The organism is Rhabdobacter roseus (assembly GCF_014202275.1).
Classification (GTDB): domain Bacteria; phylum Bacteroidota; class Bacteroidia; order Cytophagales; family Spirosomataceae; genus Rhabdobacter; species Rhabdobacter roseus.
In genome coordinates, this window is record NZ_JACHGF010000006.1 from 33,428 (window position 1) to 55,526 (window position 22,099).

At 51.0% G+C, this 22,099-nt stretch carries 17 protein-coding genes; 4 read left to right on the forward strand and 13 right to left on the reverse strand.

Features of this window, described 5'->3' with window-relative positions; all coding sequences use genetic code 11:
- Positions 1–55 precede the first annotated feature (55 nt).
- Together HNQ92_RS18220 and HNQ92_RS18225 are read left to right on the forward strand one after the other, a co-directional pair.
- A complete protein-coding gene (locus tag HNQ92_RS18220) occupies positions 56–2,482 on the forward strand; it encodes an ABC transporter permease (RefSeq protein WP_184175865.1) in 2,427 nt (808 codons plus the stop codon).
- A gap of 215 nt (positions 2,483–2,697) precedes the next feature.
- Positions 2,698–5,091, forward strand: a complete 2,394-nt coding sequence (locus HNQ92_RS18225; protein ID WP_184175867.1) for an ABC transporter permease — start codon at positions 2,698–2,700, stop codon at positions 5,089–5,091.
- A gap of 150 nt (positions 5,092–5,241) precedes the next feature.
- Here the strand turns inward: HNQ92_RS18225 and HNQ92_RS18230 are convergent, their stop codons facing one another.
- Together HNQ92_RS18230 and HNQ92_RS18235 are read right to left on the reverse strand one after the other, a co-directional pair.
- Positions 5,242–5,877 carry a response regulator gene (locus HNQ92_RS18230; protein ID WP_184175869.1) on the reverse strand — a complete coding sequence of 212 codons (636 nt, stop codon included), beginning with the start codon at positions 5,875–5,877 and terminating at the stop codon, positions 5,242–5,244.
- A gap of 95 nt (positions 5,878–5,972) precedes the next feature.
- Positions 5,973–8,993: a sensor histidine kinase gene (locus tag HNQ92_RS18235; protein ID WP_184175871.1), complete on the reverse strand. Its 3,021-nt coding sequence runs from the start codon at positions 8,991–8,993 to the stop codon at positions 5,973–5,975.
- 285 nt (positions 8,994–9,278) lie between these two features.
- Between HNQ92_RS18235 and HNQ92_RS18240 the strand changes: the two genes are divergently transcribed.
- Complete coding sequence (locus tag HNQ92_RS18240) at positions 9,279–10,364, forward strand: glycoside hydrolase family 5 protein (protein WP_184175873.1); 1,086 nt, start codon at positions 9,279–9,281, stop codon at positions 10,362–10,364.
- A 248-nt stretch (positions 10,365–10,612) separates the two neighbouring features.
- Complete coding sequence (locus HNQ92_RS18245; RefSeq protein ID WP_184175875.1) at positions 10,613–11,386, forward strand: TssN family type VI secretion system protein; 774 nt, start codon at positions 10,613–10,615, stop codon at positions 11,384–11,386.
- Here the strand turns inward: HNQ92_RS18245 and HNQ92_RS18250 are convergent.
- From HNQ92_RS18250 to HNQ92_RS18300, 11 genes are all read right to left on the reverse strand, one after another.
- Complete coding sequence (locus tag HNQ92_RS18250) at positions 11,383–13,179, reverse strand: type VI secretion system Vgr family protein (protein WP_184175877.1); 1,797 nt, start codon at positions 13,177–13,179, stop codon at positions 11,383–11,385. The two genes, HNQ92_RS18245 and HNQ92_RS18250, sit on opposite strands and share 4 nt — an antisense overlap.
- 3 nt (positions 13,180–13,182) lie before the next feature.
- Positions 13,183–13,689, reverse strand: coding sequence for a type VI secretion system tube protein TssD (gene tssD / locus HNQ92_RS18255; RefSeq protein WP_184175879.1), 507 nt, complete (start codon positions 13,687–13,689; stop codon positions 13,183–13,185).
- Positions 13,690–13,703: 14 nt separating this feature from the next.
- Complete coding sequence (gene tssD / locus HNQ92_RS18260; protein WP_184175881.1) at positions 13,704–14,075, reverse strand: type VI secretion system tube protein TssD; 372 nt, start codon at positions 14,073–14,075, stop codon at positions 13,704–13,706.
- 70 nt (positions 14,076–14,145) lie between these two features.
- Complete coding sequence (gene tssD / locus HNQ92_RS18265) at positions 14,146–14,685, reverse strand: type VI secretion system tube protein TssD (protein ID WP_184175884.1); 540 nt, start codon at positions 14,683–14,685, stop codon at positions 14,146–14,148.
- Between the two features lie 30 nt (positions 14,686–14,715).
- Positions 14,716–15,096, reverse strand: coding sequence for a type VI secretion system tube protein TssD (tssD, locus tag HNQ92_RS18270; RefSeq protein ID WP_184175887.1), 381 nt, complete (start codon positions 15,094–15,096; stop codon positions 14,716–14,718).
- A gap of 50 nt (positions 15,097–15,146) precedes the next feature.
- Entirely contained in the window at positions 15,147–16,508 is a 1,362-nt protein-coding gene (locus tag HNQ92_RS18275; protein WP_184176213.1) for a DUF5458 family protein, read from the reverse strand.
- A gap of 27 nt (positions 16,509–16,535) precedes the next feature.
- A complete protein-coding gene (locus HNQ92_RS18280) occupies positions 16,536–16,982 on the reverse strand; it encodes a hypothetical protein (RefSeq protein ID WP_184175891.1) in 447 nt (148 codons plus the stop codon).
- 48 nt (positions 16,983–17,030) lie between these two features.
- A complete protein-coding gene (locus tag HNQ92_RS18285; protein WP_184175893.1) occupies positions 17,031–17,333 on the reverse strand; it encodes a PAAR domain-containing protein in 303 nt (100 codons plus the stop codon).
- A gap of 3 nt (positions 17,334–17,336) precedes the next feature.
- A complete protein-coding gene (locus HNQ92_RS18290; protein ID WP_184175895.1) occupies positions 17,337–19,895 on the reverse strand; it encodes an ATP-dependent Clp protease ATP-binding subunit in 2,559 nt (852 codons plus the stop codon).
- 18 nt (positions 19,896–19,913) lie between these two features.
- Positions 19,914–20,738 (reverse strand): hypothetical protein, encoded by an 825-nt coding sequence (locus HNQ92_RS18295; protein WP_246440403.1) that lies wholly within the window; start codon positions 20,736–20,738, stop codon positions 19,914–19,916.
- 201 nt (positions 20,739–20,939) lie between these two features.
- Positions 20,940–22,097 (reverse strand): hypothetical protein, encoded by a 1,158-nt coding sequence (locus HNQ92_RS18300; protein WP_184175899.1) that lies wholly within the window; start codon positions 22,095–22,097, stop codon positions 20,940–20,942.
- Between the last annotated feature and the right edge of the window lie 2 nt (positions 22,098–22,099).

Consider the following 22,099-nt stretch of genomic DNA (forward strand, 5'->3'; position numbering starts at 1 on the left):
GCCCTTACCCCTCCGCTCCATGCCTAAAAAGTACCTTATAAAAACAGAAATAGCCATGCTACGTAACTACCTCAAAATGGCGCTTCGGAATTTTACGAAGTACAAAGTATACTCCTTCATCAACCTGGGTGGGCTCACGCTGGCCGTTACGTGCTGTCTGCTGCTGGGACTGTACGTGCGGCACGAGTGGAGTTTTGATCGGTTTCATACCCAAACGGATCGCCTGTACCGCGCCTGGACGCGGGAAGTCTACAAGGGTGACGTATTTACGAATACCGTCACTCCCTACGTACTAGGGCCTACACTGAAAGAGACCTACCCGGAAGTGGAAGCCATGAGCCGGGTCCAGACCAGTACCCTCAACGTAAAAAAAGGGGAGGAGGTACTTAGCGAGCGTGTCCATGCGGTGGACAAGGATTTCTTCCGGATGTTTGATTTTCCGTTGGTACGTTCTACGGGCGGAAACCCCATTCAGGATCTTTATTCGGTGGTACTTACCGAGGAGGTAGCCCAGAAGTACTTTGGAACGGAAAATCCGGTAGGTAAACAGCTCTACCTACAGCTCGATAGCACCATGCAGGCCTATACGGTCACGGCGGTAGCCAAGAATGTACCTACCCATTCCAGCATCCGGTTTGGGATGGTGATTCCGCTGGAAAACATCCTGCGCTACCGCTCGGATAAGGTGCTGAAAAGCTGGTTTATGATCGATCCCGAGACCTACGTGCTGCTGCGCGAGCGAACGGAGAGCGAAAAACTTAGGGCCAAATTTCCGGCGCTGCTCACGACTGTCCTGGGGGATAAGTACCAGGACCAGAACTACATCATTAATCTGCAGCCTATGCCGGATATTCACCTCAACACCGAACTCACGGGTGGTATTGAGCCTACTAGTAATCCGGCCTACTCCTACATCCTGGGGGGAATTGCGCTGTTTATACTCCTGATTGCCTGTATCAATTTTATGACCCTCTCGCTGGGGCGTTCGGTAAGTCGGGCGCAGGAGGTAGGGGTACGAAAGGCCGTGGGCGCGCTACGAGGTCAGCTCATGGGGCAGTTCTGGAGCGAAGCCCTGCTCATGACGGTACTGGCCGTGTCGCTGGGGGTACTTTTGGCTTTTGTGTTAACGCCCACCTTTAGCCAACTAGCCAACCAAACGCTTACTTTCCGCTTTGATGCTACGGCGGCGTTGTTTTTACTGGGGCTGATCGTGATGGTAGGGTTGGTGGCGGGAAGTTATCCGTCGCTGGTCCTTTCGGGCTTCCGGCCGGTGGAGGTACTTAAGGGAAAAATCAGTCTGAAAAGCGACGCCAGCCTGTTTCGGCGGTCGCTGGTGGTGGTGCAGTTTAGCCTTTCGGTTTTCTTGATTGCCGGTACTATAGTTCTCAATCAGCAGCTTAACTTTCTGCAAAGTACCTCCCTGGGGTACCAGTCCGACAAGACCGTGATTATTCCGGTAGGGGCAGGAGGTGAAGCCGGGCGGCAGCGGGTGGAGCGGTACCGCCAGGCGCTGGCAAGTCAAAAAGAAGTACAAAGTGTAGCCGCTTCGGCCTTCCCCTTTGCCGAAGGCTCCGGGGGGAGTTGGGGTACCTTGGGTTTTACGGATACCAAGAAAGTATACCGGGAGTTTCAATTCAATATCGTAGACCCCCACTTCATCCCCACCTATGGGATCAAAGTAGTACAGGGACGCAATTTTGATCCGGCCAACACCGCCGATACCTACGGAGGGCTCATCGTGAACCAAGCTTTGGTGAAGGCCTTCGACCTAAAAGATCCCCTGAACGAAAGACTACCGGGGCGTTTCCACGATCACCGGATCATAGGCGTCACGGACGATTTTCATTACGCTTCGCTGCATTCCAAAGTGCAGCCCCTGGTGATGGTGCTACGCCTGGACTCGCTCGTGAAGTACTCCGAGAATATGATGTTTACTTCCTCGTCCGCCCTGGATCTGTCGATTCGATTGGCTCCGGGACAAGTATCCGAGCAAGTAGCGATGCTGGAACAAACCTGGAAAGCCGTAGTCCCTGGTGAGCCTTTTCGCTTTACCTTCCTCGATGATAGCCTACAGCGGCAGTACGAAGCCGAGCAGCGCCTCAGCCGTATTGTGACGGTAGCCTCTTTGCTATCCATCCTGATTGCCTGCCTGGGGCTGTTTGGGCTGGCCACGCTGGCCGTAGCCCGCCGAACCAAGGAGATCGGGATTCGGAAGGTACTTGGGGCCTCGGTCTACGGTATTATGGGATTGCTCTCGAAGGATTTTCTAAAACTGGTACTGATCGGGATCCTCATTGCCTCGCCGCTCGCCTGGTTTGCTCTAGATCGCTGGCTTCAGGATTTCGCCTACCGCATTAGCGTGCAGTGGTGGGTCTTTGCGCTGGCAGGTACCTTGGCGGTAGGTGTGGCCCTGTTGACCGTAAGTTTGCAAAGCATCAAAGCCGCGCTGATGAACCCGGTGAAGAGTTTGCGGAGCGAATAGCAGTGGGGTTCGGGGCGCTGGGCAAAGGGGTGCTTTTCAAAAAAGTACCCTGTACTAAGCTCCCTTTCTCCGCCGGAGAAAGGGCGGGGGGATAGAGGCAATTCCATGGCGGCAATTCCATGGCGGCAATTCCATTGAGGCCAAAAAATGCCCCATGCCCCAAACCCTCTGCCCCTAGCTACGAAGTACCTTGATTTTTAAAAACATACACAACCATGATCAAAAACTATCTTAAAATGGCCTGGCGGGGCCTGCTCAAAAACCGCCTGTTTACCGTACTCAATCTTCTGGGGTTAGCCGTGGGACTGGCCGTGGCGTTGCTGCTGATGCTGTACGTAAAAGACGAGCTACGCTTTGACCGCTACCATACCCAAGCCGACCGCATCTACCGCGTAGGGCTCACGGCTACCTTTGACGGTACCAGCCGGAAGTGGGCCACCGCTCCCAATGCCGTCGGGCCGACGCTCAAGACCGAGGTACCTAGCGTAGAGGAGCAGGTGCGGTTGCTGCGGCACAACTTCGGACAGACGGCCTTTGTAAACGCCGGGGAGAAAAAATTTACGGAGAAAAACCTCTACTGGGCCGACGAAAGCCTGTTTGCTATTTTTGATATACCGCTGCTGGCCGGAGATCCCAAAACGGCCCTCGCCGCGCCGCGGAGCGTGGTTCTGAGTGAGGCCACGGCTCAAAGGTACTTTGGCAGCCAAAACCCCATGGGGCAGCTCCTGCGCGTGGACAACCGCGATACGCTTACCGTAACGGGCGTCTATGCCAACTTTCCGGGTACTTCCACGCTGGACGCCGATCTGATCGGCTCGTTTAGTAGTGTGCGCTGGGCGGCCAATATGTCCTGGAGCAACGCGAGCTTTGAGACCTACTTGCTCCTGCGCCCAGAGAGCAGCGTTGACCTGCTGACGAAGCAGATGGCCGACGTCCTGGATAAAAACGTGGCCAAGGCCGAGCAATGGTACACGCTTTGGCTGCAAGCCCTGCCGGAGGTACACCTGGGCTCGGCCGAAATCTCCAGCGCCAGTACCAGCCGGGTGGGGGATAGCCGCCAGGTGAAGATTCTGCTCGTGCTGGCCGTGGTGGTACTGCTGATTGCCTGCATCAACTACATGAGCCTGGCCACGGCGCGGGCGCAGGTGCGTTTTTTGGAAGTGGGCGTCAGCAAGACCGTGGGCGCTTCCCGGCAGCATCTGGTGGGGCGCTTCTACTTCGAAGCGGCTCTGATGGTCGTATTGGCCCTGGGGCTGGCCTTTGGGCTGGTCGTGGTGGGTTTGCCCTTGTTCAACCACCTGACCGAAAAACAGCTGCCGTTTCGTTCTTTATGGGTACCGGAGGTACTTGCCGGTTTCCTGGGGTTGGGGGTAGTACTGGTACTGGTAGCGGGCTCGTACCCGGCGCTATATTTGTCGTCGTTTTCTCCCAAAAGCTTACTGAAAACAACGCTGGTGAAAAATTCGGGAGCGGGGATGTTCCGGCGGGCGCTGGTGGTAGCGCAGTTTGCGGCCACTGTGGTGCTGGTAGTCGGGACGATCGTCTTTTATCAGCAGCTACGCTTTATTCAGCGGCAAAAACTAGGCTATGAACCTACTCAGGTCGTGGCCGTGATGACCGCCGGGGCTCGTGATCGCGCTCAGATCGACGGGCTCATCAACGACTACCGAAATCTAAGCTCGGTGGTAGAGGTATGCCGCGCTCAAACCTTCCCCGGCCGTAGTGGAAGCGGGCGCAACATGACTAAGTCCCTCGACGACCCCAGCCAGGGCGTAGCCGTTACGACCAACCGGGCCGGACGGGAGGTGATCAGTACCCTGGGATTAAAATTGCTGGCAGGTACTTCGCTCCCGGCTACCAAAGATCCCCAGGATACCACCGTCCAGGTGATCCTGAACAAAACGGCCGTCAACTACCTGGGCTTTACGCCCGAGCAAGCCATTGGCCGCAAGGCCTATCATCTCTTTGGCGAGGCTAATGCCGAAATTGTGGGCGTCGTAGACGACTTCCATTTTGAGTCGCTGCACACGCCCATTGGGGCCTACGCGTTTCATAATGCTTTTACCGAAGGACAACCCTTCCTGCTGGTGCGCACCCGCACTGATGACCTCCCGCAGACCATGCGCCAACTGGAGGCGGTTTTCCAAAAGGACCTATCGGAGTCGGCCTTCGAGTATACCTTCCTGGACGAGTACCTGAATACCCTCTACCGGAGCGAACAACGCACGGCGGAGGTAGTGCTGGTATTTTCGGGACTGGCGATCTTCATTGCCTGCCTGGGGTTATTCGGTCTGGCGGCCTTTACTACCGAGCAACGCACCAAAGAAATCGGCGTACGCAAGGTACTTGGAGCAAGTTTGCCAAGCCTGGTTGGGCTGCTTTCCAAAGATTTCCTCAAGCTGGTGCTGGTGGCGATCCTGATTGCCGCGCCGTTGGCCTGGTACTTGATGAATGCGTGGCTGGCCGATTTTGCCTACAAAATTGAGATTGCGTGGTGGGTCTTTGCGCTGGCAGGTACTTTGGCCCTAGGCGTAGCCCTGCTCACGGTGAGTTTCCAGGCTATCAAAGCCGCGTTGATGAACCCGGTGAAGAGCCTGCGGAGTGAATAGATAACCTGGGGCGTAGGGTACTTTAAGCAAAGGGTAAAGGGTGTAAGGTGCTTTGCTAAAGGTACCTTATGCCAAGCCCTCTTTTTTTTTTTTTGCCATGCCGCGCGGCGGATCACCTCATGCTTCTAAGCTTCCGCAAACCAATAATAGCTACTCAATGATCTGTTCACGGATGGCCTTGGCGACGGCCTCGGTACCGCACTGAACGTGCAGTTTTTGGTAAATGTTTTTCAAATGCCGACGGACCGTTTCTACCGAGATGTTGCATTGAATCCCGATCATACGGTAGGTGTACCCGAAGGTTAGTAACTGTAAAATCTGCTTTTCGCGCTCGGTTATTCCGTGGTCTTCTGGCTTGGGTTGGGGTGCATGCAAAAACGTTTTTAATACCCGCCGGGCAATACTGGGCGACATGGGCCCTCCGTCTCGGGTAACTTCTCCCAGGGCATTCAATAAGTGGGTAGCGGTGTCTTTTTTTAGCAGGTAGCCGTCCGCACCGCTGCTCAGACAGGCAAATAATCGTTCATCATCCTCAAACACCGTGTGCATGAGTACCCGGATGTTAGCATTTATTTCTTTAATTTGACGTACGCATTCAATCCCATTACGGCCCGGCATCTCAATGTCCATTAGTACCACATCGGGCCGGTCGAGGAGAATCTGCCTGGTAATGTCCTGCCCGTTGCTATAGGCCCCCACTACCGAAAAATCCTCGGTGTTACTGATCAGCAATTCGAGCAGGGAACGGAGCTGGTTATTGTCTTCATAAATTGAAACCGTAGTCATAGGCAGGGTAAATAGAGAAGCTGAAAACTGCGTAAAGGCTTCATGCGATAACAAAGAACTTACGTTAGCGCAAGTTTGTCAATAACCCTTTTGCGTCATCCCGAAATCGGGAAGTCAAGTTGCAGGATCGTACCCTGAGCGGGAGCTGTGCGGATGGTGAGCTTGCCGTGCAAATTTCGGGTCCGGGTGTGCATGTTACGCAGTCCATTGCGGGTCGTTTCGGCGGTGGCTTCAAATCCGATGCCATTATCGGCTATTTCCAGGTGCAGGCGGTTTTGTTCCAAACTGATTTTCAGGTGTGCGCGTGTTGCTTTGGCGTGTTTAACCAGGTTGCTGACGGCTTCTTTGAAAATCAGATAAAAATCCTGCCGTTTTTCCATGGGTAGCCTCAGCTGTTGGATAGCCTCCGGAACGATAATCTCGTACAAAATATCGGAGGCCTCAAAGAGTTCAGCCGCGTGTCGATTCATGCGGGCAATCAAACTACCCAGCTCGTCATTATGGGGATTAATACTCCACACAATATCATCCAGCGAGCTGCTGATTTGCCGGGCGTCAGCAACGATACGTTCAACCATCGAGCCGGATGGATGTCCGGGAGGAAGGCTCTGCTTGGCGATGGTACCCAAAATGCCGATCCCGCTTAATGACGAGCCAATCTCATCGTGTAAGTCCGCCGAAATTCGGTTGCGGATGCGTTGAACACGCAACAGTTGATTGACCCGGTAACGATAAAGGCCATACAAGGCACCAACGACCATCAAAAAAACCAGCGACCTAAACCACCAGGTTTCGTAATATGCAGGCAGTATGAGGATGGATAGCTGCTCGGGCTTGGAACTCCAGGTACCAAAGGAGTCGGCTGCTTTCAGGTGAAGCGTGTACTTCCCGGGATTCAGGTTGGTATAATAGGCTTGGTGCGCCGAACCGCTGAAGTTCCATTGAGTATCGAATCCTTCGAGAAAATACGCATACTGCGTATTGGGTAACCTGCTGTAGGTTAAGGCCACAAAATCAACGCTGAAGGCATTGTCGGCGTGGGTTAACTGAATGGTTTGGCCTGGGCCGAAGGGCCGTTCCTGCTCATGTACCCGAAACGAACTGACCACTACCGACGGCATGGGGAAACGGTGATTTATTTGCCGTACATCCAGATAATCCAGGCCGTTCTCCTGACCAATGAACAGATCAGTACCCCGATGAATATAGAGGGCGGCGGTTGTGTTGTTTCGACTTAGCCCGTCGCCGGTGGTTAGTCGCAAGAGCCGCCGTGTTTTGGGAGTATACGCGTGAAGCCCTTCAAAATTACCAATCCAGATGGTACCGTCCTGATCTTCAGCCAAACCTCGATTTTCACGGTCGTAAAGACCGTCTTGGGCGGTTAGAATGGTGAGTAGTTTACCATCGGGTCGGCTTTCGGTAACACTTCCCCAGCGAGCGGCCCAAAGGTGGCCATTGCGGGCCATTAAAAGACTATTGGTAGCCGGTTCTTCGGGTCGTTGGGCTTCTGGATTTTGATCATCGGCGCGAATGAATCGTCGGGTGGCTTTTTCCACGTAGTAAGGTCCCTGGTAGGTCGCCAGCCAAATGCGACCGTTGTGGTCGGTGGTGAGGCCGGTCAGAAAATTATTATTCCGGTGTAACGCCTCAATGACCGAGTCGGGCCAGTAGCGCAAGTGCTGGCCGGTGCGGCTGTCCAGCACCCGAACGCCTTCGTCATTGTTACCCACCCAAAGCCGTTGGTGGCGATCTATAAAGCCATGATCTACAAATGGAACCGAAAATAGCTGCCCGGCGCGTTGCCCCGCCTTCGTTGACACGAAGCGTTTGGCTTTTGGATCGTATACCAGCACTCCATCACCTCGGTAATCCCACCGCCGAAGTCCGATCCAGAGCCACCCATTGTCAGCCTGCTGTATCCACATCGTTTCCGGAGCCCTATTGGGGTATCGAACAAGTGTAAACTGATTGCTGGGCCGATGCCAGCGTAGCAGGCCCGTATGCGATAGCCCCAACCAGAACGTCTGACCGGTGGTATCCTGCCGATCGGCTGTGATGGCTTTTATCAAGACCGGCTGTTGCACCAGGTCCGGAGGTAAAGCCAATGTCCGGATGAGGTTGTCGTGTGCATTGTATTTCAATACGCCATCCGACGTACCTACCCACAAAATCCCATTGCTGGTATCTTGGTAAAGGGTATTAGCATAGAATGGCCCCGGGCGAATTCCTTCCAGCCGGGAAAATTGTTGCTGTTCCGGACGAAATGCCAGCAAGCCCTGATTGTCGCCGATCCAAAGCAGCCTACGACCGTTTTCGTCCTTACCTTCCTCCACACAGGTAACCCAGTTTTGGGGCTCGGGAGTATTAAAAAAAGTGTAATGCTCGGTTTTGGGGTCTACTCTGAGCAGCCCACGTCCATAAGTGCCAATCCAAAGAATGCCATCGGAGTCGATACAGCCCCGGGTAAAATATAATTGTAATCGTCGTTTGGGGTCGGGACAATCCGAGCCTAGTACCGAGACGAAGCGGTTGGCCTGTCGGTCAAAGCGTAACAAACCGGTATCACTGCCAATGGCCCAAAGGGTATGCTGCTTGTCTTCCAGAAAGCCGTATGCCTTTAAGCCCAAAAAAGTAGTTTTACGTAACGGATACTGCCGAACTACCCCCGTCCGAAGGTCGATTCGTCCAATACCGCTTGTGTCGCTGAACCAGCCTTCTCCCTGTGAGTCAATGTAAAAGTAACCGGTTATTTGCGGGGTATTGGGGATGGGTGTTAGTTGAAGTGCGTGGGGGTCAATACGACATATCCCCTGCCGGTCACTCGCTACCCATAGCTGGTTCATCGAGTCAGCTGCCATACCCGTAATCAGATACGTTTCCGGAAAAAGAAAGGGACGAAAGGAGGTCCCGTCGAACCGGACCGGACACCGGCGGGTACCAAACCACATAAATCCCTTTTGATCTTTGGTAATACTATATACGGCACTCCCCAGCAGACCATCTTTTAACGGCACGTGCTCAAAGGTAACGTTGGGTGGCTGTGCATAAAGCGGCAACCGCGGTCCGCTGAACAGCGTCGCCAGACCTACTAGCAGGACAGGTAGCCAGTTTTTCATAACCAATGAATAGTTGGATCAACAGTGCCTTGTCAGCTAGCAAGTTAATAACTTTATGAATGGAATAGGCCTTTTTTTGTTTCCTCAGTGGGTGAAAAGGGTTATTGTTCATCAAATGGAGTTGGATGACTTTTACAACCATAAACTTTTTCGCTTTTGACCCGAGGTAGCGTAGTTCGGGCTTAGGCAGTGCATGAAAAGACATTACTCGTTGTAGGCTGTCAGTAAAACAAACTAAATTACGCAGTGTTATCCTTTTACGCAGTGTTATCCTTTATTGTTACTATGAATCCTTTCCCCAAACTACTTTCGATAGGCTTGCCGCTGATAATAGCGTGGTCGGTATTTTCCTGTCAGAAACAACAGCCGGATACAGCGATGACAGATCCAATAACATCCGACAAGCCGGGCTTTTATGTAAAAGACCGATTTCTGTACGATCCCTGCCACAATAAAGTAACATTACGAGGTGTAAATAAAATGAATATCTGGACGGACCGGCTGGGTACTTCATTTGTTGAAATAGCCCAAACCGGAGCAAACTGTGTGCGTATTGTCTGGAAAGCTCAGGAAGATAGCGGCCAGCCAACCAAAGCGGCCGAGCTTGACAACCTAATTACGGCCTGCGTAGCGCAGCAAATGATTCCGATGGTGGAAGTTCACGATGCAACGGGCAACTGGAGTAGGCTGGATGCGATGGTGGCGTTCTGGAAACGGCCCGATATCGTGGAGGTGATCCAGAAACACCAAAAATACCTGTTGGTTAATATTGCCAATGAATGTGGCGATGACCAGGTGACCGATTCCCAGTTTACGCAAGGGTACCTTAAGGCCGTTCAGCAGCTTCGTCAGGCGGGCATTCGCACACCATTGGTCATCGATGGTGCCGATTGGGGTAAAAACCTCGAACAGCTCGTTCGGGTTGGTCCGGGGCTGATTCAGGCCGATCCGGATCATAATTTGCTATTTTCGGTGCATACCTACTGGCCGGTCGCTTTCGGGGCCACGCCACAATTTATCAAAGTACAATTCGAGGCCGCTGTCAATGCCGGTTTACCATTTATCGTGGGAGAATTTGCGGCTTACGGCGCTTATGCGGGTGGTGAAAGTATCTGCGGGCCTAAAGGACAGGTCGATTATGAGGCTATACTTACTGAAGCGCAACGGTTGGATATCGGTTGGCTGGCTTGGGAATGGGGACCGGGCAACGCCGGGGGAGGCGATCCGCTTTGCACGATCATGGATATGACGACCGATGGCCAGTTTAAAAACCTAGGAGGTTGGGGAAAAGAGGTGGCCATAACGCACGCAAACAGCATTCAAAAAACGTCGGTAAAGGCTCCCTCGCTGACTGGCCCGTGCCCTGAATAAGTAATCAGCCTATGTCCGGTTTTTTGCACATGGTAATCAGCGGACACTCTTCCCATGGCTCCTTGCTATCCTTGGTTGGAGAGACCGTTTTTCGTGCATAAACGCGGCTCTAATTTTACTAAAAAGACAGCAGGAGAAAAGTTTTGTCGAATCCTCGTTGACTTTTTAACGTGTTCTCTTAAATTTCCGCAGATATTGCCTTAATAAACTTAGATTAGTCCCCAACTACCGCTAACTCGCTCTTACTAATGCCCAAAATATTTTCTAAAAACCGGCCTCGGGGACTTATCTATGTCGTTGTGGTTGGGCTAGTGCTGGGCACGGTTGGTTTCGCTGGCACGTTTGACAGTATCCATTTTCAACGGTATTATTTTCTGGTGCAGCTGTTGGCTCTTGGCATAGGGTTCGTATACCAGTGGTTAAGCCGTCGGTTTGCGCCAGCACTATTTGTAACGTTTGGTTGGGGTTTGGTAACCACGCTGGCCATCCTTCTGCTCGCCATGGGATTCACCTTGATACTCTACCAGCAAACCGGTTTCCTGGCCAGTCGATGGCCCTTCGTAACCAGTTTGCTGCCGTTTATAATTCCATTTTTAATCGTACAGGCCTATCGATACTACGAACTTATTCCCTCCGCTACTTACCAAAAATGGTACTATCCGCTTGCTGGAGATATGCCGGATTTAGATCTTCTTGATCTGTCGAAGATTTTAGTGATACAGTTCGAGTTTCTAAAGAAGCCCGATGATACTAACATTACTAACTTTAAGGCCAAAGCGCCCGTTGCCATGACGCTGGGTGATCTTTTCCTGGTTTTTATTAATGACTACAATGAGCGGACGCCCGCTAGTCCCATTCAATATACCGATGATGGAGGCCAGCCATTTGGGTGGGTATTTTCGAAAAAAACGGCCTGGTGGCAGCGCCGGATTTTTCTCGACCCTACCCTAAACTTTATCCAAAATCAAGTAGACGATAACGATACGATTATCGCCATGCGGGTGGAAGAGCTCAACGCCTAGTTCAGCATAATCAGCCCCCCTTTCACTTCTACCATCGCGTCGCCTTTAATGGAGGTTTGAGTACCTTCGAGTGAAAGCTGGGCGTTGGCCTTAATTGTGGCCGTACCGTCGGCAGCGGCCTGGATTTTCGCCCCTTTAATCCCGACGCTGGCAGTACCTTCCAGCTTCACTGCATTGGAAGCTTTGAGTTCTATGTTATTTTGGGCCTCAAGTTTTAAATCATTTGATGCCGTTATCTGAATATCCTTCCCTGAAATGACAACATCGCCCTGTGTTTCGATGGTTATTTTACCGTCGTCAGCAAACGACAGCAGCACGTGGGTATCCGTTTTGTTGGTGTTGGTCAGTTCTATTTTTTGCTCACCGTCTTTATCGTACAGACTAATCTGGTTGCCGCCTTTGGTTTGAATATACTTTTGCAGGTTGTTGCGCTGGGTATAGCTTACACCGTCTTTTTTAGGATATAAACTCGTCAGTACAAACGGGTATTCGGCCAGATTTGACTCATAGGCAACCATAACCTGAGCATTTATCTCCGGCACAAACAGCATCCCCTGGCCTTCGGCGCTATAAGGATGGGCTACTCGTAGCCAGTCGGAGTCTTTACTGGTACCGGGCCACATGAATTCTACTTTTACGCGACCTAATTGGTCGGGGTCTTCGTTATCAATGACTCTGGCCAGTTCTGGCTGTCCAATGGGTAAGCGAAACGACGGATTTGGGGGTGGGTAACTGACCGAATTAGGTACGGCACGGAAGGTATTGGAATAATTTCCACTGCTGTCTAACGAATGTGTGATGTGCGTAACCCGGTAGCTTCCGAAGTTTTCTTCGGAAGTACCACCTTCGGTAATGCGAGTACCTTTTACGGAAATAACGGTACCGACCGAAATATCGGGGTTTTCGCCAAAGCCTTGAAAGTCAACGAGTCGACTAGCTTCGGTGGCTTTGTGGGTTTTGGTAATCTCATCCATTTCGCTTTGGTTGTACACGGGTTTGGATAGAGGTAACTGAGATTCCTCACTGAACATTTTTTCCGACTCCTCTAAGGTAAAATCCCCCCACTGCCCTAAGCCGCTTAGCGGCTGGTTTTTCGAGTGACTTTCGTAGGTCTGGTCGACTAGGTAGTTATACCGACTGTAAAGAAATTTGGCAGGTTTTAGCCGCAAACTCATGACAAAGGTTTGCATACCGTCAACTTTGAAATCAACGGATTGGCCGTCAGGTTTGCCGAACACCAACTGCTGGCCGTCGTAGAAGCACCATTCGCCATATTCAGCGGCCAGCCGCGCCAGAAACTCGAAGTTGGTTTCGTCGTACTGCACAACGTACTTCAGTGAGCCGGTATGCTTTGGTTTGACTGATCTCTTTAGTAAATTACTCGCATAAGGACTCAGCACCTGATCGACTATATCGGCCAGACTACTTTGCAGAAACGTCCGACGTAGTCGACTGTCTTCCAATAGAATGGTAAGGCCATACCCCTTTAGGAAAAAGACATTGGAAGTGTCACTGGTATTTTTCAGGGCTAGTTCGGTAACGATACCCTTGAAATGGAAATCGAAAGAGCCTTTTTCAAGCAGGGGCTCAAACGAAAACTGGATGGTTTTGCCAACCACATGGCGGTGTGACTCGTGAAAAAACAGTTCGTTGGTGTCTTCCAGCTCCTCGAACGGTACCGAGAGTTCAAACTGATGATGACCGAACAAGTCTTGTTCAATGGACAGGAGCAAAACGTTTTTCAGTTCCTTGCCGCCTTCCAGTTCTACGTGGGTTATGACCTGCTTGGCCATGGATCAGGTGTTTTGATGGTCAATACCGTCGAGTTTAATTTTTGCCGCCGATAGTCGTATGAGAATGCAATTACTGACGCGGGTGCGCTCCGCAAAGCGTATGATGGTTTTTGTGTTGTTCATTACTCTCTCTAAAAAGAGATTTTCCTTTACAATGTCGGTACTTAATGTTTCGGCGAGAGCCTCAAAAACGGCGTCTGTGTTCGTGAGGTTATAAGACGACATAAACTCGAAGTAAAAGGTCGCATAGGCATCCTGGAATTCGAGCTTCTGTAGGACAGAGCGCTGATCAATACGATCAAAGACAATTTCGCCGTTTTTTTTGGCCGTGGGTCCCGTTGCCCAGTCGCCTAATAAGTCGTCATCCGTACTCCCCAAAATCAGAATAATGACGCCGCCACGTATACCAGACACGGGCCGACCCCGCTCGTATTTTTGCGATAGCGTGTGCGTGCACTGTAGCACATCGAACGTTTTACCTTCTATGGTTAGGGTTGCCTTGAATGACATACTGAAACAAGTTATTAAACACTGAGTGTGCCTTTGTTGAACGTAACTTCTGCGCCTATGATATTAATGATCGTAGTGAGGTAATCGACATCCGCAAAAAACTCATCTTTATACAAGACACAGTGAGCCTTTTTGAATTCAATTTCCTTAAAAGTAGCATCCTCGTCAATACGGTTTAGGGTAATTTTTCCATCTTTCTGCATGTTAGGGTCAAGCATCCAGTTCTTAATGGCGGCGTCGTCCAACGCATCCAAACTCACCACAACGCCCCAATTGGGGCGAGAGGCAGGCTCACCCCGTTGGTTTTCATCACGAACTACGCGCAGCAACATCCAGTTGATGTTGTAGTCTGTTCCATCTATGTTTAGAGTCGCTTCAAAAGCCATGAGTCAATGACAATTAGTAATTATACTACGTTCGGATTCCAGGAAAAATGTTGCCCAGACCCACCGGGGGTTATGACCACATATTATCATGGTCGATATCCCGTATTTTAAGTTTCTCACTGGAAAGGGAAATGAACATGCAGTAGGCAATCCCCGTTCGTTTCTGAAAATCCCGTACCATATTTCTCTGAGCCTTGAGCACAGTCACCTCCGGGTCTTTGGCGTCATTCAAAACATTCATACCATACTCAAACATGACACTGCTGACATCTTCAGTAGTGCCTATTTGATTAAAGGTATTAGCCAATCCTTCATCGGCGTAGAAACTTTCCAAGATACTGGTAATAAAACCCTGCTCGAAAGCATACTCGATAAACTTGGAATCCTGATCTGTCCGGTAGGTCGTAATTTTGCCACTTTCCATGCGGGTATGCTCCGTTTGCCACTCAAAGAAAAAATCACTGCCTGCATTGAGGATTAGGTAAAAATCGCCCAGATAGACGCCAGATGCGGGTTTCCCCTGCGCGTTATATTTCTGCTTGAGACTGAGCGAAAATTCAAGCACGGAGAATTCTTCTCCGGCAATGGATAAGGTTGCCTTGTTTGCCATGGCATCAAGTTGGTTTAGAAAGAATTTTAACTAAGCGTCGTATTTAAGGGTTGCATTGCCGTTTGAAATCTCCTCACCCGTAATCAGTAAGGTTGTTGACATGAATTCGGCATCAGCAATAAATTTTTCCGTCATGGAGTAACACATGGCTTTTTTGAGCGTCCATGTCTTCAAAACGCTATCGTCATCGGAATTATAATAGGTAATTGTCGCATCCTTTACACCGTTTTTATCGACCATCCAGCCCGTTATAGTACTGTCTTCTTCCACATCGATAGCTGCGACCACTATCCAGGAGCTTTTCGAAGAGGGGCGGCCTTTGGGATCACGTTTTCTGCTGCTGTAAAAATGCAGCCGACTCAGGGGATGTATCACCCCGTCAACTTCCAGGTCTGCTCTAAATGAAGCCATGTTTACAAAGGTTTAAGAATTAAAATGTAGATAATGAGCTATCAGAAAAGCTATTGCTGGTCATAATCTGCTTTCCATTCTGCCGAATCGGGGTCCTCGCCTTTCTGCCCGTCGAGTTTGATCAGAAATGTCTTGGCCGGGAAATACGGGATCATGTGGATATCGAGTAAAATCCGGTCTTTCTTCTTGGGGTCCTGTTCGAAGCGCATGAGCTTGAATTTTTCGATGAGTTTACCCGGTCCGGTCACGCTATCCAGAAATTTGACAATCTGCTTTTGAATGTCCATGCGGGTATTGGTATTGAAGTTCTCGAACGCCCGGCGGTTGAGAAAGTCAATAAGTACCTTAGTGATGTAGTCAAAGACCCGCACTACCGAGTAGGTCTGTAACCCAATGTTGTCGCCGTTGAATAGGGTTTTAGCCGAAAAAGGCATCACCTTGCCGTATTCATTGACCATCGGAATTAGTCCCATTTTTTCCAGTGTCGAGATTTCACTTTTTTTCAGCGGAAACCGGACGCCATCTGCCTCGTTGAGGGCACCGTGCTTGCGCCCGGCGGTCACCTGCGACATCAGCGTACCATAAACCTTACCGGCCAGCGCGCTCGAACCGGGCACGTAGAGGTCATCTTCCTCACCAACGTCCTGATGCCGCCCGCGGCCCGTCAGCCAGTTGCAGGTCATCATCACATTTGAGAGGTAGGGATCACCACCCGTCAGGTCGGCTGACTCAAAGAGGTCGATCACGTCTTCGGGAGCATCTAAGTGCTGAAAGTCCGTCACCATCATCACTTTGTTCTTATGCGCAATTTGGGCCCATTTATCCACCACTTTTTTAGCGCCTAAATAGCCGGGCAGCACCAGCAGGGAGTAACTGTCGCGCAGGTCGAGTCGGTCGTAGTTGCTGGCGAATTCTTCGGCTACAGCATCGATAAACGTAGTATTATCGAGATCAGTAAGCTGTTCCGGCTCGGCGTTCATGATGTTGACATTCTTGACCTTATCCTGATCGGTGTTGGCGTAGAAACTGGCCACTGAGCGGTATGATTGCTCCAAGCCCCGGTTTGCTTCGAACGCCCGGCGCAGGTTTTCGCTTAGCAGTGTCTGAGCGGTTTCGGCTTTGGATTGTGCCGTTTGGACTAAATCGGTTACGGACTCCGAACTGTTTAGTAAATCGAGCACCAGATGCAGCCTTTTGCTCAGTTCCGTACGCTCATTCGCTTTGGCCTGTTCAGTCAGAAATATTTTTTTTCGGGCCTTTTTTTCCGGGTTTAGGTTCTGAACCCCTTCTAAGGTGGTTTCCAGAATACCAAAGCCACCGTATTTAGCCAATCTGGTGCAGCTATCATCCAGCGAAGGCGCTGCTTCTGCCGTTTTTTCGCTTACTTTTAATGATTTGTCCTGTGCTTCCATAAAGTTGTTCAAGGGTTAGGGAGTAGGTTATTGAGCCTCTTCCAGTTCACGAATCATAGCTTGAATCGCTGCCACATAGGCTGCTTTCCCGTCGGGGTTTTCGAGCATCGTTTTCAGGATTTTGTTTGATTTGAGCTGCCGCACATACCGCTGGAAATCTTCAAACGTCATGTTCAACTCCTGGAGATACTGACTCTGGGCAATGATGCCCTTCTTACTGAAGTCAGCAAGCGAGCTAAACCGCAGTGTTTCGCTAATCGAACTGCCCTCCTCAGTGTCGAACTCGACCTCTTGCTCGGGCTGGAAATAGGCGAATACCTCACCCACCGTTTTGAGTCCTTCCACTACCTGAGGACGGATGGGGGGATCAGCCGTTAGTTTCTCGATCAGCAGTGTTTTGTTCTGGGGTATATCAACGATGCTCTCGCTGACGTTGAGCTTTCGCTCCTGTCCACCAATTCCGTAGTCAAACATAGTCGTTTAATTGGTTAAGTGATTTATAAATCAGTGCTTTAGGCTTGTTTAGCCGCCAATCAGAACAGTAGGGTAGCCTACTACGATACTGCCCCCGTGGGCGGTCAGGTCGCCCATCCGAGCGGCTGGTTTGCCACCGATCAATACCGTAGCCGATCCTTTAGTGATGACATCGGGCGGACCAACGCACGTACACATATCGCCCATAGTAGCGGCTGGTTGCCCACCAATGAGTACGGTTGGTATACCCGGCCCCATAATGGGCCCGCCAACGTGCGGGATGGGTACAACGGCGGGGGTAACCATTGGGCAAACGTGCATATCCATCAATCGGGCGGCTGGCTGAGACATGGCTTAGGTAGTTAGGGTTGGAGCGCTGATTGGTTGCTCAACGGACTGTGGTACAATCGTATCTTCGGACGTAAGGGTCCATCTTAACTCACCGGCCTCCCATGCTACATGAACGGTAGCGCCCTTCGTTAGGTCGCCAGCCACAATCATCCGTGAAATGGGGCGACGCAATTGATTTCGGATAACACCCTTCAATTGCCGGGCTCCGTACTGGGGGGTAAAGCCCGACAGCGCCAGGTGTCGTCGGGTTTCAGGGGCTAGAACAAGCGTAATGCCCTGTTTCGTCAATTGACTAGTTAGTCCACGCAGATGCAGGTCGAAAATCCGAACGGCGTTCTCCTCCGAAATAGGAGCAAAGGGCACAATCTCGGTCAGGCGGGCCAAAAACTCCGGCCGGAAATGACGACTCATCGACTCCATCAGTTCCGCCGTGGTGGGAATTTGTCCCTCACTGAACCGTTGAATGACTAACTGACTGCCAATGTTTGAGGTAAAAAGGACAACCGCATCCGAAAAATCGCCCTCTTTGCCCAAACGGTCATGCAGGCGGCCCTCATCAAGTATCTGTAGGAAGATATCGAATACCGACGGATGCGCTTTTTCAATCTCATCAAACAACACGACGGCGTACGGTTTTTCCCGGATTTTGTTCACCAGCAAGCCACCTTCTTCGTAGCCCACATAACCGGGAGGAGCCCCGTATAGCAGCGCCGCCGAATGTTCTTCCTTAAACTCCGACATATCGAATCGAATCAGAAACGACTCGTCGTTGAACAGAAAATCAGCCAGTGACTTGGCCAATTCGGTTTTGCCGGTGCCGGTTGGACCCAGTAAGAAGAATGAACCAATGGGTTGTCCCGCTTTCGTCAGGCCAGAACGAGCTTCCAAAATAGCATCGACTATCGCCTTAACGGCATGATCCTGACCAATTACGCGCTGTTTTAGCGTCTCGTCCATAGTCAATAGTTTGTCACGCTCCTGACTTTGTATTTTACCGAGAGGAATTCCGGTTTTGTGGGAAATCACGGCGGCTACGTCGTGACGGTCTACGTTTGTTTTGGCGGTAGCCGTGAGGTCCGACAATCGGTTCAGCGTCTGACGAATGTGGTCGTTTAAAGCCAGTATCGATTCAAATGGATTGTTCGCTGACGCATCACCAGGTGCTGTATCAGCGGCGAGATTTGCCAGCAGAATGGGGCTGATTTTATTTTCTAATTCTTGATGCAGGTAGCGCAAATCACGCAGAGAATCCGCTTCGTTAGGGGTATCATCAAACAGGATCATTAGCTGGTCGAGTTGCTCAGTGAGTTGAGCCACCTCGGCGGGGGTTCGTTCGCTAATCATCCGTACGGCTGATAGGGTTCGGTCAAGTAGGTCAATGGCGGAGTCGGGCAGCCGCCGATTGCGGCTGTAACGTTTGGCAAGCACTACGGCTTCCGCAACGGCATCACTTCCAACGCTGAGCTGGTGGTGTTTTTCGTAGAACGGCACTAAGCGTTGCACCATCCTGATGGCCGTGTCAACATCCGGCTCTTCTACCCGCAATATATCAAACCGGCGACTGAACGCTTCGTCCGTTTCGATGTATTTACGGTATTCGTCGAGGGTAGTGGCCCCAATAACGGTAAGATTTCCTTTGGCTAGTTCAGGTTTGAGCAGATTGGCAATACCAGTACCCAACGGCCCTCTACTATCCAGAAGTTGGTGGATTTCGTCAATAAACAAAATGATTTTGGTGTCCTGTTTTAATTCTTTCAGGATACTTTTCAGGCGGTCTTCAACCTCGCCTTTATACGACGCTCCAGCGACCAGTGCGCCTAGGTCGAGCTCGAGGAGTCGGGCGTTTTGCAGATGACTGGGTACATAACCGGCTACAATATTCAGCGCAAAACCGTCGGCCAGCGCCGTTTTGCCAACACCTGGCTCTCCCACTAAAATGACGTTGGGTTTGGTGCGTCGGCCCAGGGTTTCGGTCATCATCCGTACTTCGCGGTCGCGCCCTAAAATGGGGTCCAGGCGGCCTTCGATAGCCAGCGTTGTTTTGTCAATACAATAGCGCAGCAGAGCTTGTCCGGGGGTGCCCGTTGAGCTGGTAGGCCGTTTTTCCGCAGAGACAGGAGCAACGGCCGATTCGACATCCACATCAGCCAAGGCCGCCTGCATCAGTTCGGTTTGCGTCAGGGGGAGGCTTCGCAGTTGTTCGGCTGTAAAACCCACGCCAGGCTTAAGCAAGGCTGATAACACACAGACAGGATCCGTTTGGGGTTTTCCTAGTTGCATGGCTACCAGATCAGCCAGTTCCATGACCGTTTTGACCTGTTCATCACCGGGTGGGTTGGTCGACAGGCGGCTTGATTTTGGGCTGGCTTCCAGGCGTACCTCGGCCCATTCACGCAGGTACGGAACGTCCTGGCCGATTACGGCCAGCCAGGAAGCCAGGCCGACCTCGTTGTGCAACAAACCCGTGAGCAAGTGGGCCGGAGCAAATAGTTCGTTCTGGTATTCCTTGGAGAGAGTCTGAGCAATTTGTATAGCTCGTTTAACGCCTTCTGTGTAAGCCATGATCACAGGGTTTAAGAATCAGTCGGAGCCTAATCGGCGTAACTTGTTAGTAATCGTAGTCATCCGTTGCTTGGCATCAGGACGAGCATTTTTCTCAAGCGTTTCCAGCGCAAATTCATAGAGCGGTCGCCGCCAAAGGGGCGGGCGATTAGTGGCATCGGCTTTTTTCTCGCATCGGTCAACCAACTCCATTTCTATATCGGCACGCGATAGGCCGGAGGCCGGAACGGGGGCTGGTGAACTCGTATTGCCCGCAACTTTAAGTTGCTCCTGAAGCTGACTAATTCGGGATTGAGCGGCTGTCAGTTTATCGGAGCAGTCCTGATATTGTGCCAAATAGGTAGTCCCTCCACCACCGCCTGATGGAGCAGGAGCCGACGGTGCTGTTTTGGTTGCCAGTATTTTCAGCATTTCGTTTTCTTGGCGAGCCTGAATAAGGGCCGCATTTAGTTTATCTGCCTGATTCGCATCAATTCCTTTCTTTTCTAGTAAGTCGCGCAGGTAGCTGATGCTGTTTCGGTAGGTAAGCACGGCATCATAAGCCCCAATGATGTCATGCGAGAGTTGTTTGTTGAGAGGCTGTAGCTGCGAGGTGTCGGCCTTAAGACCATTGACCTGTTGCTGAAGACCGTTTTCCAGACCTGAGAGTTGATTTTTTAAGCTTCCCTTTTCAATGTCAGTAGCTTTCAGGTAGGCCTGGTCGGTCGTCTGGAGGGTTTTAAGATCAGCCGTTAACCCATTCATGCGCTTTACCAATTTTTGGCTTTGTTCCGTCAAGGTTTCGTTGAGCCGGGTATTTTCCTGCCTCAGCACGTAATTGGGCGCGCTGAACAATAAGTACATAGCCAGTAGCGGTACACTGAGTGAAAGGCAATAAATACCTAGGAATCGGCTCAAAGCCTGCTGTCGTTGGGATTTATTAAGAGGTTCCATGGGTCTAAAAAAAGGACGAATTATAAATGATCGCGTAATTTTAAAATCAGCTAGTACAGGGGGTTATGGGCAGTTTTTATCTTTTTATGGCCTGGTTCATCACTTTATTTCTCACCCTAGTGGGCTCCAACGCGAACGTGGTTTTTCAGGAGGATTTTCTTTCACTTCATGCTCAATAATAAAGACGTTTTGGCCCTTTCGCTTACCAATGAAATCGAGTTGGGCAAGTTTATAAAGCAGATTTGTTAGCGTTTGGTAAAAGGTGTCTATCTCCGTCAACAGCGCGGTTAATTCAGTGTGTTCGTAAGGTAGCTGTAGGGTGGCATTGATTTGTACTTCCAGCGCGCCGGGCGTCAGGTCAGCCCATTCACTGATGTAGCTAACAAACTCTTCGCGCTCGGGGCCACTTAATATGTTCAGGATCACCCGTATGCTTTGTACTGGCCGCATAAGTAGCTCAGCCAGTTGAATAGGGGGTTCATACGGAATTACCCAGCTAAAGCGTGTACTAATATCAGCCAGTAGAAAGACCAGCCGCTCGGCCATCAGAAAGGTACTGTTCTGGAGGGTATTTTTGGGATCTCGATTCTTGCCCTTTTGCAAAATTTTGTACGCATTGGTTTCCAGCGATTCGAGGTGTTTGCCAAACTGCTGGTACCACTGCCGAAGCCGGGGCAGGCTATGAACAGTCGTACAGGCAGGCAGGTAATTTGTATCCTGTTGTACCGTTCCATTGCCATAGCGCACTCGGCCAATAATCAATTGATAACTGTGCTCGGCGGGGCGTACTTGTGCCGATGGTACTACATTCAGCTGGTAATTGGGCCGGGTATGAGGGTGACGTGGAGGGGTTTCGGTAAGAAGTGGCTCGCCGATTGGGACACGAGTGAAAGGGTCTACGGTTAATAATACGTCAAAATTCTGAGGTTTATCGATCTGTAAACTGTACGTTTCAGCCAGCTTGGCAAAGGAGGTAGTACAGCTAAGCGAGTCCGTAGGATTGTGGTAGTCAATCCGGCCTCCGTGTGGGCTAATGGCCCGGCAACTTCTAAGCTGTACCTGTATCTGCTGGTTAAAGTCGCATTGAATCTGCACGTCCAGCGCATCCTCCGCGGGCAAAATACCATACCTGAACCTGGATAGCCCCAAGGCGTTGCTGTCGCGCAACTGGTCATGCATAAAGTTTTCCCATTCGGTAAAATGCCGACGGGCGATCTTCATGCCATCAATCCAATTAACGGGCGGGTAGGTAAGTTCAGGAACCAGCATAG